Here is a 13,703-nt window from a genome sequence, read left to right as displayed (position 1 = left end):
TCAATCCTCCGCGCCGAACACGAGCACCTGGATGGGCGTCGGGTTGAAGCCGTTGCAGGGATTGTTGATCTGCGGGCAGTTGGAGATGACGAGGAGCACATCCATCTCCGCGCGCAGCTCCACATAGTCGCCGGGGCCGGAAATGCCGTCCACGATGGCGAGTTCGCCCGTGGGCTCCACCGGCACGTTCATGAAGAAGTTGATGTTGGGCACGATGTCCCGCTTCGTCATGCCGTGCTTCGACACCTCGATGACGAAATTCTCGCGGCAGGCGTGCAGATACTTCACCTGATGGCCGAAGCGCACCGTATTCGCCTCGCACGAGCACGCGCCCGCCGAGGTGTCGTGCCGGCCGCAAGTGTCGGCCGTCACGGTCAGCATCACATTGCCTTCGCTGGAGATCAGTTTCGTGCCGGTGGACACATAGGCCGAGCCCTGCACGCGCAGCGTATCCTGCGAGGAATAGCGCTCGGAAAAGTCATCGGCCTTATAGAACAGCGTATCCACCGCCTGCTGGCCTTCCAGATCGACGATGCGCACGCTCTCGCCGGCCTTCACGAGGCAGGAGAAGGGGGCGTTGGCGGGGACGAAGTAGTCGCGCAGGGCAGAAGACGCATCGCGGACGGGAGAAGCAAAGAACTTGGTCATGTCGTCCTCCCTCAGTGCGCGTTGTTCTCGAAGCCGCGGACGGCCTCGATGGTGGCGGTGCGGCACAGGTCATCCGCGGCGGGAGCGGGCGCCTGGAAGCGGATGGCCTCCACTGGGGGCGGGGCATAGTCCGGCGCCGGGTCCATGGGGTGCGGGCAGTTGGAGAGGGCGACGATGAGGTCCATCTCCGCCCGCAGGTCCACGAAATCACCCCGCTGGCGGGCGCCGTCGATCCAGCGGAAATTGCCGTCCGCATCCGTGCGCACGGGGGCGAAGAAGGTCAAAGCGGGTGGAATGTCCCGCTTGTCGAGGCCGAGCTTCAGCGCCTCCAGGATGAAGTTGTCGCGCGTGTTGCGCAGCACGGTCTCGCCATAGCGGGCGCGGTTGGAGGCGGGGGTGGAGCCGCCGACCAGCGCGTCGTGCATGCCGGTGGTGTCCTCGATGAGGGAGAACATCACCCGGCCCATGTCGGAGAACAGCACGCGGCCCTTTCCGAGGGCGGAGGTCCACTGCACCTTCACCGTGTCGGCATAGTTCAGCCGCTCGGAGGCGTCGGCGGCCGACCAGGCGATCATGGAGACCGCCGCCGGGCCGTGCGCCAGATGGATGCGCAGGGCCTCGCCCGCCTTGAGCGGCGTGGACCAGTACCAGCCGCCGGGAATGGTTTCGGCATGGATCGCCGCGCCCTCGGGCAGCAACGTGCCGCGCGGCGTCGGCCCGGGCAGGGCCTTGGGCGCATGCTGCTGGCCGGCCGCCTTCAGCTCCTCGTAGCGGCGCTTGTTCTCTTCGATGAACTTCTGGGTTTCGACGCTGACGGTCATGGCTGTCTCCTCAAGCCGTCTTCAGCGCCGGGTCGTCCCGGCCGGTGCCCGAGGGAATGGCCGGGTCGTCCCGGCCGGGGGCGGTGGATTTCAGCTTCAACTGGCCCGCAATGCGCTTGGGCCAGACCTCGATGTCCTTGGCGATGGTGGCGCCGTAGCGGGCCTTTTCCTCCGGCCGGTTGCGGCGGCGCTCGAAGGCGATGATGCGGGTGGCGAGGGTGAACGCCTCCTTGAGGTCGTGGGTCACCATCACCACGGTCATCTCGCAAGTGTTCCACAGCTTCAGCATGAGCTGGTGGATGTCGGCGCGGATGCCTGGATCGAGCGCGCCGAACGGCTCGTCCAGCAGCAGGATCTTGGGCTTGCGCATGATGGCCTGCGCCAGCGCGAGGCGCTGCTGCATGCCGCCGGAGAGGGCGGCGGGATATTTGTCCTCCGCGCCCTTGAGGCCGACCTCCTCGATGAGGGCGCGGGCCTCGTCCTGCGCCTGCCGGCGGCGGGCGCCGAACAGGCGGCCGGTCAGGGGCGCCTCCGCCATCTCGGCGGAGAGCAGCACGTTGCCCAGCACGGTGAGATGCGGGAACACCGAGTAGCGCTGGAAGACGACGCCCCGGTCTGCGCCCGGCTCGCGGGCGATGGGCTGGCCCTCGATCAGCACCTCGCCCCGCGTCGCGGTCTCCTCGGAGAGCAGGATGCGCAGGAAGGTGGTCTTGCCGCAGCCGGAGGGGCCGACAAGGGCGATGAAGGAGCGCGGCGCGAATTCGAGGCTGATGTCCTCGAGCACGATCTGCTCGCCATATTCCTTCCAGAGATGGCGTACGGAAATGGCGGTCATTTCGCGCCTCCGAACCAGGGGAAGAGGGCGCGGCGGGCGCGGGCGAGGCCGAAGTCCATGGCCACCGCGATGAGCGTGATCCAGGCCACGTAGGGCAGGATCACATCCATGGCGAGATAGCGCCGCACCAGGAAGATGCGATAGCCGAGGCCTGAGTCCGAGGCGATCGCTTCCGCCGCGATGAGGAAGAGGAAGGCCGGGCCGAGGGAGAGGCGCAGGCCGTCCATCAGGCGCGGCAATATCTGCGGCAGCACTACCCGCACCATCATCTGCCAGGTGGAGGCGCCGAGCGTCTGCGCCTTGATCATCTGCTCGCGCGGCAGCTCCTCCACCCGCATGGCGAGGTCGCGCACCAGATAGGGCGTGATGCCGATGGTGATGAGGGCGATCTTGGATTCCTCGCCCAGCCCCATGACGATGAACAGGATGGGCAAGAGCGCCAGCGGCGGCACCATGGACACCATGGCAACGAACGGCGCCAGCAGCGCCCGCACGAGGGGCAGCATGCCCACCAGCACGCCGATGACGAGGGCGACGATCGTGGCGATGGCCAGCGCCGAGAGCAGCCGCTCCATGCTGGCGAGGGTGTCGGTCCACAGCAGGTAGTCGCCGGTGCGCGCATCGGCGGTGAAGGCCATCTTCACGATGGCATTGCCGAGGGAGGGCAGGCTCGGCAGCAGCTTGTCGTCCGGGTTCTCCGCAAGGCGCTCCGCCGAGCCGAGGATGTAGGCGAGAACGACCAAGGCGAACGGGAGGACGGCAAGGAACAGCGCCGTTCCCCGATCCGGCCTGACATTGATGAGGCGCATCAGCGCTGCTCCTGAAGGGTGCGTTTTCGAATTGCGGATCAGCCCGTCCGCCGTCATGCCCCGGCTCGTCCGGGGCATCCACTTGTCCGCTTGGAGGGTTCGTGTGTGTCGGAGAGCCGACTCGCTGGGCCGTGGATCCCCCGGACAAGCCGGGGGATGACAGCTCGTCGAGTTGCTCCCCGGCGGGCTCCCTCTCCCCTTGCGGGAGAGGGCTGGGGTGAGGGGTGTGGTGTCCCTCGTCCGGGCGCCGGGGTGGGGCGGTGAAAGCCCCCTCACCCCCGGCCCCTCTCCCGCAAGGGGAGAGGGGAGGAGGGAAGGCGCTACCCGCTCAGAGCTTCCCGTCGGCGACCAGCGCCATCCAGGTGTCGGTGAAGCGCAGCTTCACGTTCTTGGCGTCGCCGAGCACCTTGCCGCCGGGCAGCTCGATGCCGATGGCGTCGGCGGACTTGGCGCCGGAGCCGAGCAGCTCCTTTTCGAACAGGAACTTGCGCACCCGGTCCATGGTGGTGCCCACATCCGGCGAGCGGACGAAGGCCACCGCCTCGGGCGCCTTGGCGAAGAGGCGGGTGGCGGCGAGCTGGCTGTCGAAGCCGGCGAGGTCGGTGCCGGAGGCCTTGCCCATGGCCTCGCGCGCCGCCTTGCCTTCCGGCGTGTCGGCGGTGAAGAGGGTGGTCGTGTCGTACCAGATGCCCACCAGCGCCTTGGCGAAGTCCGGGTTGTCCTTCAGCACGGCGGTGTTGGCGACGAGCAGGTCCATGATCTCGCCGGGGATCTTGGACGAATCGAACACCGCGTGGGCGTTCTTGTCGGTCAGGATTTCCGACACCAGCGGGTTCCAGGTGACGACGGCAGTCACAGCCTTGGTCTTGTAGGCGGCGACCATGTCGGCGTCCGAGGTGTTCACCACCTTCACGTCACGCTCCTTGAGCTTGATGCTCTCAAGCGCGCGGGCGAGCAGATAATGGGAGACCGAGAATTCGACGAGGTTGACCTTCTGGCCCTTGATGGCGGCGAGGTCCTTCTTGCCCTTCAGGATCACGGCGTCATTGCCGTTGGAGAAGTCGCCGACGATGACGGCGGTGGTGTCCACGCCGCCGGCGGCGGGCACGGAGAGGGCATCCATGTTGGTCACGGTGAGCGCGTCGAAGGCGCCGGCCGTGTACTGGTTGATGCTCTCCACATAGTCGTTGAACTGGACCACATCGATCTTGATGCCGTACTTGTCGGCCCACTTCTTCACGATGCCGGTGTCGTTGGCGTAGCCCCAGGGCATCCAGCCCACATAGATCGACCAGGCGACCTTGAATTCCTTCTTCGGCGCGGCTTCGGCCGGGCCGGCGCCGAGCGCGAGGCCGGCCACAGCGGCGAGGCCAAAGGCGCCAGCGAGCGCGGATTTCAGACGATGAAGTTTGGACGAAACCGGAGTGCGCATTCAAATTCCCCTTCGCTTCGACGATTGGGAATTGGCGAGACCAGTGCCGCCAATTCCTTGGCCACTGAGGTCTCCCGGGCTTTTATCCCGCCGTGCACCCGCGCCGGATGTCTCCCGTCGCGGTGGCAGCTCTCGGACCAGCGCATCTCTTGGATGCCGGAACCCTAGCCACCAACTCGACATCTCTAAAAGCAACCGGCGTGCCAGTCGGTGGCGCGTTTGTTTTCAACGCCTTGCCGGAATCGCCCGGCAGAGGCCTGCGCCTCGGCTGGGCATGTGGAGCCGCAATTTTGTGCAAATGCGCCGGTTCTGATGCGCATTGCATACACGCGCAGGCTCGCCATCCGCCGCGCGCCGCGCCATGCTCCGGGTGAGGGAGGCGGGGCGATGATCGACCGGCGCACGATCCTGAAGGGGGCCCTTGCGGCAGGCGTTCTTTCCCGCGCGGCCTTCGCCGCGGGCTATCCGCGCGTGCCGTTCGAGGCGCTCCAGCAGATGGCGGATCAGGAGGTGGCGCGGGCCCGCGCGCAGCATGGGGCGCGGCTCGCGGTGGTGCTCGGCGTGGTCAATCCGCGCGGCAACGGCCAGCTCTTCCTCGCCGCCGCGCCGGACCTGACCCATCCCGGTGGGCGGCCCATGACGCTGGATGGCGGAACGCCGTTCGCCATCGGCTCCATCTCCAAGGTGTTCACCGCCTGCCTCCATTATCAGGCGCATGGTCCCTTCAAGGGCAATCTGGGCGACTGGCTCGCCCCCCGCGCGCTCTCGCCGGGTCTTGCGCGCATTCCGCTCGCCGATATCGCGCGCTACCAGTCCGGCATGGCGCAGGACAATCAGGGCGGGGTGCATCCGCCTGGGGTGATGGCGAGCTTCGGGACCCTGTTCCCCTATCTCGCGACACTCCGGCCGCCCTCGCCGCCGGGCATTTGTTATTCCTATTCCAACCTCAGCTGGTCGCTGCTGGCGCTGGCCGGATCGGGGGGCGGGCAGGGCAGCATGGTGGAGGCTGCCGAGCGCTATGACCGCGCGCTGAAGGCCTTCGGCTCCGGCATGGGCATGTCCGCCACCGGCATCTTCCGCTCCGCGATGAAGCCCCGGCTGCCCGCCGCCTACCGGCGCAACTGGCAGCCTTTGCCGCCGGCCGCGGTCTACGCGCCGACCCGCCTCACCGGCGTCGGCGCGGGCGGCATCGTCTCCACCGGCTCCGACATGCTGGCCTTCCTCACCGCCAGCATGGGCCATGGCGTCGGCGGCATGGAGAGCCCGGCCCTCGCCTACCAGCAGGGCAACATCTTCGCCTTCCCCCGCTGCGGCGGCGGGAAGGCGCCGCGCACGGCCTATGGCTGGATCATGCATGACGTGGCCGATGCCTCCGGCCCTCTCGCCCTCGTCACCAAGGACGGGGCGGTGGCGGGCTTCACGGCGTGGATGGGCTTCCTCGCCTGGCAGGGCACGGGCGCGCCTTCGCCCTTCGGCGTGTTCGCGCTCGTCAACGGGCCGGGCGCCGCCGGCCTCGGGCTCCGGGCCATGCGGCGCATCCTCGTCGCGTGAGCCCTCGCTAATTCCGTCCGCGTCAGGTAATCGCCATCCGGCAACGGGAGACGGACGAATGCGGGGTTTGGTGGGGCTGGCGGCGGCGGTGGTCGTGTTCGCGGCGCTCTACGTGACGGGGGCGCTGCTGGCGCCGGTGGCCTTCGCGCTGCTGGTCATCGCCGTGGTGCATCCGCTCCTCGCCCGGCTGGAGGCGACGCTGCCCAAGATGGTCGCCGTGCTCGGCACCCTCGTCATCACCCTGGCGGTGGTGGGGGCGGTGTCCTCGGTGGTGGTGTGGGGCTTCAGCCACGTGGCCGCCTGGGTGTTCCAGAATGCCTCCCGCTTCCAGCGCCTCTATGGCGAGGCGGCGATCTGGCTGGAGGGCCATGGCTTCGTCCTCGCCGGCCTGTGGGCTGAGCATTTCGACGTGCGCTGGCTGCTGCGCCTGTTCCAGGATCTCTCCGGCCGCCTGCAGGGCATGGCGAGCTTCCTCGTCTTCACCTTCATCTATGTGCTTCTGGGATTGCTGGAAGTGGAGGCGATGAAGAGCCAGGTGATGCGGCTGTCCCGCTCCGGCCGCGCGCCCTTCCTCGCCCCGGCGCTCGCCGACATCGCCCGCAAGATGCAGACCTATATGGCGGTGCGCACGCTGATGAGCATCGCCACCGGCGCGGTGGTGTGGGCCTTCACGCTCACCGCCGGGCTGGAATTGGCCCTCGCCTGGGGCGCCATCGCCTTCGCGCTGAACTACATCCCCTTCATCGGCCCGTTCGTGGCGACATTGCTGCCCACGCTCTTCGCCCTCGCCCAGTTCGAGAGCTGGGAGATGGCGGTGTTCGTGTTCGTATGCCTCAACGTCATCCAGTTCCTGTCGGGCAGCTATCTGGAGCCGCGCCTCGCCGGCAAGGCGCTGGCGGTGTCGCCGGTGCTGGTGCTGTTCGCGGTGTTCTTCTTCGCTTTCCTGTGGGGCATTGCGGGCGCCTTCATCGGCGTGCCGATCCTCATTGCCGGCCTCACCTTGTGCGCCCACCACCCCGACACGCGCTTCGTGGCGGAGCTGTTCTCCGGCCGTGTGGCGACCGAGGAGGCGGGGCAGGCGTGAGCTTATACGCGTGAGCTGCCGCGATCGGGCGCGCGTGCTGCGTGAGGGGGTGCTAGGGCTGCCGGAACCGGGCGCGGATGCGGCGCTCCAGTTCGTCGCGCACCTCCCGGTAGGCGTCGAGGCGCTGCTCGCGGTTGCCGCCTTCGCCGGTGGGGTCGGGGGTGGGCCAATATTCCACCTTGAGGGCGTTGGTGCGGGTCAGCTCCAGCGCGCGGTGGTGGGCATCGGGCGACAGAGAGATGGCGAGGTCGAAGTTCAACCCCTCATATTCCTCCAGATCCTCGACGCTCTGCGGCCGGTGCTTCTTCACGTCGAGGCCGATCTCCTCCATCACCGCGGTGACGAAGGGGTCGGGGTCACCGGCGATCACGCCGGCTGAACCCACATAGATGGACTTGCCGAACAAATGCCGGGCCAGCGCGGACGCCATCACCGAGCGCACCACGTTCTGTCCGCACATGAAAAGAACCGATTGCGGCCGCGCTGAGCGCTGTGGCGCCGCAGGGGGCTCCATCGCCGGTCAGCCTTTCCAGTGCAGGGCGCAGATGAGCGTGAACAGGCGCCGGGCGGTGTCGAAATCCACCACCACCTTGCCGTTGAGGCGCTCCTGCAAAAGCGTCGATCCCTCGTTGTGGAGGCCGCGCCGGCCCATGTCGATGGCCTCGATCTGGCTCGGCGAGGCGGTGCGGATGGCGTTGTAATAGCTCTCGCAGATCAGGAAATAGTCCTTCACCACCTTGCGGAAGGGGGTGAGCGAGAGATGGTGCTGCACCACTTGGTCGCCGCTCTCGCGCTTGATGTCCAGCACGAGGCGGTTGTCCGCCAGCGAGATGAAGAGCTGGTAGGGCCCCTCGCCCGGATCGTTGCAGGGCAGGAAGCTGTTGTCCTCGATCAGGTCCCAGATCGCGGTGGCCCGCTCGTGCTCGATATCCGGGCTGCCGGCATGGCCGATGGAGGCGTCGTCAAGGGTCACGGCGCTGAGCCGGGCCGAGGGCTTTGTCTCCGGCTTGTCGCTCATCGCTATTTCCCCGTCATCTGTTGGTGCGGATGGAGACGGACCGCCCGTGCGCATCGAGCCGCTCCACGGCGGCGAGACGCACGGCGGCCGGCCCGAGCTTTTCCAGCGCGTCGGCATCGAGCTTGAGGATGGACGTGCGCTTCATGAAATCGAGCACGCCGAGGCCGGAGGAGAAGCGGGCCGAGCGTGCGGTGGGCAGCACATGGTTGGTGCCGCCCACATAGTCGCCGATGGCCTCCGGGGTCCAGGCACCGATGAAGATGGCCCCCGCGTGCCGCACCTTGGCGGCCAGCGCGTCGGCATCGGCCGCATGGATTTCCAGATGCTCGGGGGCGATGCGATCCACCAGCGGGATGGCGTCGGCGAGATGGTCCACCAGGATGATGGCGCCATGGTCGCGCCAGGAGGCGGAGGCGATCTCGGCGCGGGGCAGGGTGGCGAGCATCCCCTCGACTGCCTTCTCCACCTGATCCGCCAGCTCCGGCGAGGAGGTGATGAGGATGGACTGGGCTGCGGTGTCGTGCTCGGCCTGGGCGAGGAGATCGGCGGCAATGAAGTCCGCGCTCGCATCGCCGTCGGCGAGGATCAGCACCTCGGAGGGGCCGGCCACCATGTCGATGCCGACCTTGCCGAACACCTGCCGCTTGGCCGCCGCCACGAAGGCGTTGCCCGGGCCGACGATCTTGTCCACCGGGCGGATGGTTTCCGTACCATAGGCCAAAGCGGCCACCGCCTGCGCCCCGCCCACGCGATAGACCTCGTGCACGCCGGCGAGCCGCGCGGCGGCGAGCACCAGCGGCGCGATCACGCCGTCCGGCGCCGGCACCACCATGACGATGCGCGGCACGCCTGCCACCTGCGCGGGCACGGCATTCATCAGCACGGAGGAGGGATAGGCCGCCGTGCCGCCGGGCACGTAGAGGCCCACGGCGTCCACGCTGGTCCAGCGATGGCCGAGGGTGACGCCGGCCGCGTCCACATAGGTCTCGTCCGCCGGCTTCTGCCGGGCGTGGTGCGATTCGATGCGGGCCTTGGCGAAATCGAGCGCCGCGCGCGTCTCCTCCGGGATGGAGGCCAGCGCCGCGTCCAGCTCGGCGTCGCTCACCTTGATGCCGAGGGCGTCCAGATCCACCCGGTCGAAGGTGCGGGAGAGGTCCACCAGCGCGCGGTCGCCGCGGGCGCGGACGTCGGCGATGATGGCGGACACCTTGTCCTGCACGTCCACGGACGCCTCGCGCTTGGAGCCGAGGAAATCGATGAAGCGCTCGGGAAAGTCGGGCTGGCTGATGGTGAGGCGGATCGGCATGCCGCCTTGCTAGAGCAGGTTCGCGCGCGAGGGAAGCCCCAAGCGGTGCGGCAGCCTTTGCCGCGCAACCGCCCGCAGCCCGCGCCGGCCCGGAATGTCAGGCGCCGGAGGGGCTGGCGGTGGCGAACGCCTCCTGCGGCCAGAGCGGGCGGGCGAACAGATAGCCCTGCCCGAGATCGCAGCGCTGGCTGAGCAGGAAATCGGCCTCCTCCCGCGTCTCCACCCCCTCCGCGACGGTGGTCAGCTCCAGCGTCCGGCCGAGGTTGAGCATGGAGGAGATGATCTTGCAGCTCTGCGCCTCTGTGGCGATGAGCCGCGTGAACGAGCGGTCGATCTTGATCTTGTCGATGGGCAGCTCGTTCAGGTGGCGCAGGCTGGAGAAGCCGGTGCCGAAATCGTCGAGGGAGACGTGCACCCCCGCCTCCTTGAGCACCGCCAGCGTGCCGCGCGCCGTCTCGAAATCCAGCAGCAGGCCGGTCTCGGTGATTTCCAGCTCGATCTGTCCCGGCGGAATGTTCATCTTCGCCAGGAGGTCGAGGATGCGCTGCGGCAGCTGCGGGTCCACGAGCTGAACCGGGGAGAGGTTCACCGCCACCCTCAGCGGCATATGCCAGGTGGCGAGGTCCTCGCCCACCCGGCGCAGCATGGCGGTGAAGAGCGCGTCGATGAGGCCTTCGTCTTCCGCGATGGGAATGAACTCGGCGGGGCCAAGGATGCCGCGCTTCGGATGCCGCCAGCGCGCCAGCGCCTCGAAGCCCACCGTCTCGCCCGTCGCCAGTCGCACCACCGGCTGGTATTGGGCCACGATCTCGCCGGCCTCGAGCGCGTGCCGGAACTCGGCTTCCAGGCTTCTTCGCTCCCGCCCGCGGGCGTCGAGGCCCGAATCGTAGAGGGCGTAGCAATCCTTGCCCGCGGCCTTGGCCTGCCGCAGGGCCTTTTCCGCCGATTGCAGGAGCACGGTCGCCGACGAGCCGTCGCGTGGATACTTGCTGATGCCGATGCTGGCGGTGATGTCGATCTGCGAGCCGTTGCTGTCGAACGGTTCGCGCAGCCGCGACAGGATGCGGCTCGCCAGCCGGAACAACTCTTCGGTCTCGTCCGACCCCATGGGGAACAGGATGGCGAATTCGCCGCTGCCGAGCCGGGCGACCATGCCGCCCCGGTGCGGCACCGAGACGAGCCGCGCCGCCAGCTGGCGCAGGAGATCGTCGCCGGCGCCATGGCCGTGCGCCTCGTTGACCGAACGCAGCAGGTCCACATCGACCACGAGGAGGGCGAGGCGCGTGCCTTTGTGCCAGGCCTCTTTCAGCTCGCGGCCGAATTCCGACTGGAACTGCAGACGGTTGGCGATGCCGGTCAGGCTGTCGAAGGCGGAGGCGTCATCCACCAGCTTCTGGGTCTCGCGCTGCTGGATGATGAGCTTGCGCAGCTGGCCCTCGCGGACGATCAGGATCGCGATGAGCGCGCCGGTCGCAACTATCCACGCGGCGAACAGTTCGTCGAGATGCCAGGCTTCATGCGCCTCGCCCATGAAAAAGACGGGGTGGATGAGATCAGCCTGCAGAATTGCAAGAAACACCGCAATGGACGCTACGATAATACTTCCGTAGATAACAATCCAACGACGCGGGAATGTCGAAACCGACTCTGTATCTATAGCTCGAGACAACATAGCTGCGCGAATTGCGCTCCTCTACCGGAGTACTCCGGCCATCTATAGCGGACTTTATGACCTTATAACGTCCGGGGAAAAGGTTTGGATCCGTCCTGCCGTGCGGACGTGTCCCCAACGGGCGTATCAGCCTGCGATACAACGCAAAAAGGCCGCCGGAAAGGGGCGGCCTCTGGCGGTCTCGATCCTGGTTAATGGCCGGCGTTCAGCCCTGTCCGGCGCTCCCGCCGACGCCGGCGGGGGGCACGGCAACTTCCGGATGCTTGGGGGCGTGGGTGCAGCCCCAGGCGGGGCCGAGATCGCGCAGGCCCGCCTCGATACACTCGACTTCGAGCCGCACCTCGGCACCGCCGGAGAAGGTGAGGTAGACGAAGCCGGAAGGCAGGTCCCCGGGTATGAAGGTGACGGCGAGCAGGTTGAGCACGCCGGTGCGCTGCCCCTCCTCCATGCCGCGGCACTTCACGTCGCGCACCCGCTCGAAATGCAGGCCGGTGCGGCGGCGGACCGTCTCGTTGGCGACGACCTTCTGGTCCCAGTCGAAGCGGTTCAGCACCAGGGCGAAGCGCTGCAGCCGGGGCAGGAAGCCCATGTCGACCGTCTTCACCACCGCATCCTGCAGATGGGCGGAAAAAATGGCGAGGTCTTCCTCGTCGAGGGCGATGAGCTTCAGGTTTTCCATGGCGATGCAGCCTCTTGGGGGCGTGAACCGCAGATAGCGACGCCACCCGCCTGCCGCAAGGGGTTGAGGGGATGAAGGCGTCAGCGCAGCGGGCTGTTCTCCCCTCTCCCCTCGCGGGAGAGGGGCCGGGGGTGAGGGGGCTGGCGTCGCAATCCCAACCTTCGGGCAAAGGGCGCCACACCCCTCACCCCAGCCCTCTCCCGGAAGGGGAGAGGGGGCACGGCCGGCACCGTCACCGGGACCCGGCCGCATACAGGCGACGCTCAATCGGGGGCGCACGGGCGGTCGCGTCGGCGTGCTTTGCCGGCAAGGCTGCGCCCTGTAGGTTCGCCCCGAGCAAGGGGGGACGGGGAATGGGGGCGGTCGGGTTCATGTGGCGGGGGACGAAGCGCACGGCGAAAATCGTGGCGCTGCTGATCTTCGCCGTGGTCGCCACCATCTTCGTGGTGCGGGCGGTGGATTCCCAGCGCGGCCCGCCGCTGGACCGCTGGCACACCTACCATCCCCCGGAGCTGAGCCGCAGCGCCCTCGCGACCGCCGACCTTGCCGCCTACATGGCCGCCGAGGACAAGGCCTTCGCCGGCGTGAAGGCCAACGTGACCGACAAGGTGGACCCGGAGGACCGCGTCCGCTTCAACCGCTATTTCGCGTCGAGCCCCATCTACCCGCCCGGCTTCGCGCAGGATTTCAACCGCACCTATGTGCTCCAGCCCAAGGGCGAGCCGGCGGGGGCGGCGGTGTTCCTGCACGGGCTCACCGATTCGCCCTACAGCCACCGCCATCTGGCGCAGCTCTATGCGGACCATGGCTTCATCGCCATCGTGCTGCGCCTGCCCGGCCACGGCACGGTGCCGGGATCGCTGACGCAGATCGGCCACGAGGAGTGGATCGCCGCGACCGCCCTCGCCATGCGTGAGGCCCGCAGGCGCGTGGGGCCGGACAAGCCGGTGCATATCGTCGGCTATTCCAATGGTGGCGCGCTGGCGCTGATGCACGCGCTCGATGCGCTGGATGATCCCAGCCTCGTGGCGCCGTCGCGCATCGTGCTCATGTCGCCCATGGTGGGGGTGACGGAGTTCGCCCGCTTCGCCGGCCTCGCGGGCCTGCCGGCCATCTTCCCGGCCTTCGCCAAGGCGGCGTGGCTGAACATCACGCCCGAGTTCAACCCCTTCAAGTACAATTCCTTTCCGGTGCACGCCGCGCGTGAGTCCTTCCAACTGACCCAGGTGCTTCAGGCCAACATCGAGCGTCATTCCCGCGCCGGCCGCCTCACCGGGCTGGCGCCGGTGCTCACCTTCCAGTCGGTGCTGGACCACACGGTGAGCGCGCGGGCGGTGATCGAGCAGTTGCACGCCCGGCTCGACGACAATGGCAGCGAGTTGGTGCTCATCGACATCAACCGCTCCGGCCAGTTCGAGGACCTTTTGAACCGCCGCTCCGACACCGCCATCTCGTCCCTGCTGCCGGCGGCGCCGCGCCGCTTCCGCACCGCCGTCATCGGCAATGCGACGCCGGGCTCGTCCGCTACCGTGGTGCGCGAGACGCCGGCCGGCGCGACGGAAGAGACCGTGCGGCCGCTCACCGCCGTCTATCCGGAGGATGTGTATTCCCTCTCCCATGTGGCGGTGCCGTTCCCCCTGTCGGACGGGCTCTACGGGCTCGAGCCCGACCCGGCAGAAAAGTTCGGCATCCGCCTCGGCGACATCGCGGCGCGCGGGGAATATGGGGCTCTCGTGGTGGACGTGGACATGCTGGTGCGCATGTCGTCCAACCCCTTCTTCCCCTATCTGGAAGAGCGTGTCGCCGCCGGCCTGCCCCCCGCGCGGGCGCCGTAAGGGCGGCGTGCCC

The 13,703-nt window shown here is 68.1% G+C and carries 13 protein-coding genes and 1 riboswitch; of the genes, 3 read left to right on the top strand and 10 right to left on the bottom strand.

Annotation, left to right across the window (positions count from 1 at the left end; genetic code table 11):
• The 5 genes from FHT36_RS10135 to FHT36_RS10115 all read right to left on the bottom strand — a co-directional run bounded on the left by FHT36_RS10135 (position 1) and on the right by FHT36_RS10115 (position 4,545).
• Positions 1-648, bottom strand: a complete 648-nt coding sequence (locus FHT36_RS10135; RefSeq protein ID WP_169122390.1) for an urea amidolyase associated protein UAAP2 — start codon at positions 646-648, stop codon at positions 1-3.
• Positions 649-659: 11 nt separating this feature from the next.
• Positions 660-1,469 (bottom strand): urea amidolyase associated protein UAAP1, encoded by an 810-nt coding sequence (locus FHT36_RS10130; protein ID WP_169122389.1) that lies wholly within the window; start codon positions 1,467-1,469, stop codon positions 660-662.
• A 10-nt stretch (positions 1,470-1,479) separates the two neighbouring features.
• The gene (locus FHT36_RS10125; RefSeq protein ID WP_029557650.1) at positions 1,480-2,304 is read right to left on the bottom strand and encodes an ABC transporter ATP-binding protein; all 825 of its coding nucleotides are present in this window, start codon (positions 2,302-2,304) and stop codon (positions 1,480-1,482) included.
• Positions 2,301-3,113, bottom strand: a complete 813-nt coding sequence (locus FHT36_RS10120) for an ABC transporter permease (protein WP_169122388.1) — start codon at positions 3,111-3,113, stop codon at positions 2,301-2,303. Before FHT36_RS10120 ends, FHT36_RS10125 begins: the two co-directional genes overlap by 4 nt.
• A 328-nt stretch (positions 3,114-3,441) precedes the next feature.
• The gene (locus tag FHT36_RS10115; protein WP_169122387.1) at positions 3,442-4,545 is read right to left on the bottom strand and encodes a putative urea ABC transporter substrate-binding protein; all 1,104 of its coding nucleotides are present in this window, start codon (positions 4,543-4,545) and stop codon (positions 3,442-3,444) included.
• 69 nt (positions 4,546-4,614) lie between these two features.
• Positions 4,615-4,724: riboswitch (guanidine-I (ykkC/yxkD leader) on the bottom strand.
• A gap of 208 nt (positions 4,725-4,932) precedes the next feature.
• On the opposite strand from FHT36_RS10115, the gene FHT36_RS10110 reads away from it, so the two are divergent.
• Together FHT36_RS10110 and FHT36_RS10105 are read left to right on the top strand one after the other, a co-directional pair.
• Positions 4,933-6,096: a serine hydrolase gene (locus FHT36_RS10110; protein WP_169122386.1), complete on the top strand. Its 1,164-nt coding sequence runs from the start codon at positions 4,933-4,935 to the stop codon at positions 6,094-6,096.
• 58 nt (positions 6,097-6,154) lie between these two features.
• Positions 6,155-7,180: an AI-2E family transporter gene (locus FHT36_RS10105; protein WP_169122385.1), complete on the top strand. Its 1,026-nt coding sequence runs from the start codon at positions 6,155-6,157 to the stop codon at positions 7,178-7,180.
• Between the two features lie 52 nt (positions 7,181-7,232).
• Here the strand turns inward: FHT36_RS10105 and FHT36_RS10100 are convergent, their stop codons facing one another.
• The 5 genes from FHT36_RS10100 to FHT36_RS10080 form a co-directional block, all read right to left on the bottom strand.
• The gene (locus FHT36_RS10100) at positions 7,233-7,694 is read right to left on the bottom strand and encodes a low molecular weight phosphatase family protein (RefSeq protein ID WP_169122384.1); all 462 of its coding nucleotides are present in this window, start codon (positions 7,692-7,694) and stop codon (positions 7,233-7,235) included.
• 6 nt (positions 7,695-7,700) lie between these two features.
• Positions 7,701-8,198 (bottom strand): UPF0262 family protein, encoded by a 498-nt coding sequence (locus FHT36_RS10095; RefSeq protein WP_169122383.1) that lies wholly within the window; start codon positions 8,196-8,198, stop codon positions 7,701-7,703.
• A gap of 13 nt (positions 8,199-8,211) precedes the next feature.
• Entirely contained in the window at positions 8,212-9,504 is a 1,293-nt protein-coding gene (hisD, locus tag FHT36_RS10090; RefSeq protein WP_169122382.1) for a histidinol dehydrogenase, read from the bottom strand.
• A gap of 97 nt (positions 9,505-9,601) precedes the next feature.
• Positions 9,602-11,035, bottom strand: a complete 1,434-nt coding sequence (locus FHT36_RS10085) for a bifunctional diguanylate cyclase/phosphodiesterase (protein WP_169122381.1) — start codon at positions 11,033-11,035, stop codon at positions 9,602-9,604.
• A 346-nt stretch (positions 11,036-11,381) separates the two neighbouring features.
• Entirely contained in the window at positions 11,382-11,855 is a 474-nt protein-coding gene (locus FHT36_RS10080; RefSeq protein ID WP_169122380.1) for a DUF2948 family protein, read from the bottom strand.
• 371 nt (positions 11,856-12,226) lie between these two features.
• Here FHT36_RS10080 and FHT36_RS10075 point away from each other — a divergent pair, with 371 nt between their 5' ends.
• Positions 12,227-13,690 carry a carboxylesterase gene (locus tag FHT36_RS10075; protein ID WP_246702148.1) on the top strand — a complete coding sequence of 488 codons (1,464 nt, stop codon included), beginning with the start codon at positions 12,227-12,229 and terminating at the stop codon, positions 13,688-13,690.
• Positions 13,691-13,703: the final 13 nt, after the last annotated feature.

The organism is Xanthobacter sp. SG618, assembly GCF_012932745.1.
GTDB classification, from domain to species: domain Bacteria; phylum Pseudomonadota; class Alphaproteobacteria; order Rhizobiales; family Xanthobacteraceae; genus Xanthobacter; species Xanthobacter flavus.
Note: the sequence above shows the minus strand (reverse complement) of the source record. Positions and strands in the feature narration are given on the sequence as shown.

What these genes read in the sequence shown, in the direction of transcription:
- FHT36_RS10100 (WP_169122384.1), bottom strand. Translation starts at nt 7,694, where the DNA reads ATGGAGCCCCCTGCGGCGCCACAGCGCTCAGCGCGGCCGCAATCGGTT.
- FHT36_RS10075 (WP_246702148.1), top strand. Translation starts at nt 12,227, where the DNA reads ATGTGGCGGGGGACGAAGCGCACGGCGAAAATCGTGGCGCTGCTGATC.
- FHT36_RS10135 (WP_169122390.1), bottom strand. Translation starts at nt 648, where the DNA reads ATGACCAAGTTCTTTGCTTCTCCCGTCCGCGATGCGTCTTCTGCCCTG.
- FHT36_RS10130 (WP_169122389.1), bottom strand. Translation starts at nt 1,469, where the DNA reads ATGACCGTCAGCGTCGAAACCCAGAAGTTCATCGAAGAGAACAAGCGC.
- hisD (WP_169122382.1), bottom strand. Translation starts at nt 9,504, where the DNA reads ATGCCGATCCGCCTCACCATCAGCCAGCCCGACTTTCCCGAGCGCTTC.
- FHT36_RS10125 (WP_029557650.1), bottom strand. Translation starts at nt 2,304, where the DNA reads ATGACCGCCATTTCCGTACGCCATCTCTGGAAGGAATATGGCGAGCAG.
- FHT36_RS10110 (WP_169122386.1), top strand. Translation starts at nt 4,933, where the DNA reads ATGATCGACCGGCGCACGATCCTGAAGGGGGCCCTTGCGGCAGGCGTT.
- FHT36_RS10080 (WP_169122380.1), bottom strand. Translation starts at nt 11,855, where the DNA reads ATGGAAAACCTGAAGCTCATCGCCCTCGACGAGGAAGACCTCGCCATT.
- FHT36_RS10105 (WP_169122385.1), top strand. Translation starts at nt 6,155, where the DNA reads ATGCGGGGTTTGGTGGGGCTGGCGGCGGCGGTGGTCGTGTTCGCGGCG.
- FHT36_RS10095 (WP_169122383.1), bottom strand. Translation starts at nt 8,198, where the DNA reads ATGAGCGACAAGCCGGAGACAAAGCCCTCGGCCCGGCTCAGCGCCGTG.
- FHT36_RS10085 (WP_169122381.1), bottom strand. Translation starts at nt 11,035, where the DNA reads ATGGGCGAGGCGCATGAAGCCTGGCATCTCGACGAACTGTTCGCCGCG.
- FHT36_RS10120 (WP_169122388.1), bottom strand. Translation starts at nt 3,113, where the DNA reads ATGCGCCTCATCAATGTCAGGCCGGATCGGGGAACGGCGCTGTTCCTT.
- FHT36_RS10115 (WP_169122387.1), bottom strand. Translation starts at nt 4,545, where the DNA reads ATGCGCACTCCGGTTTCGTCCAAACTTCATCGTCTGAAATCCGCGCTC.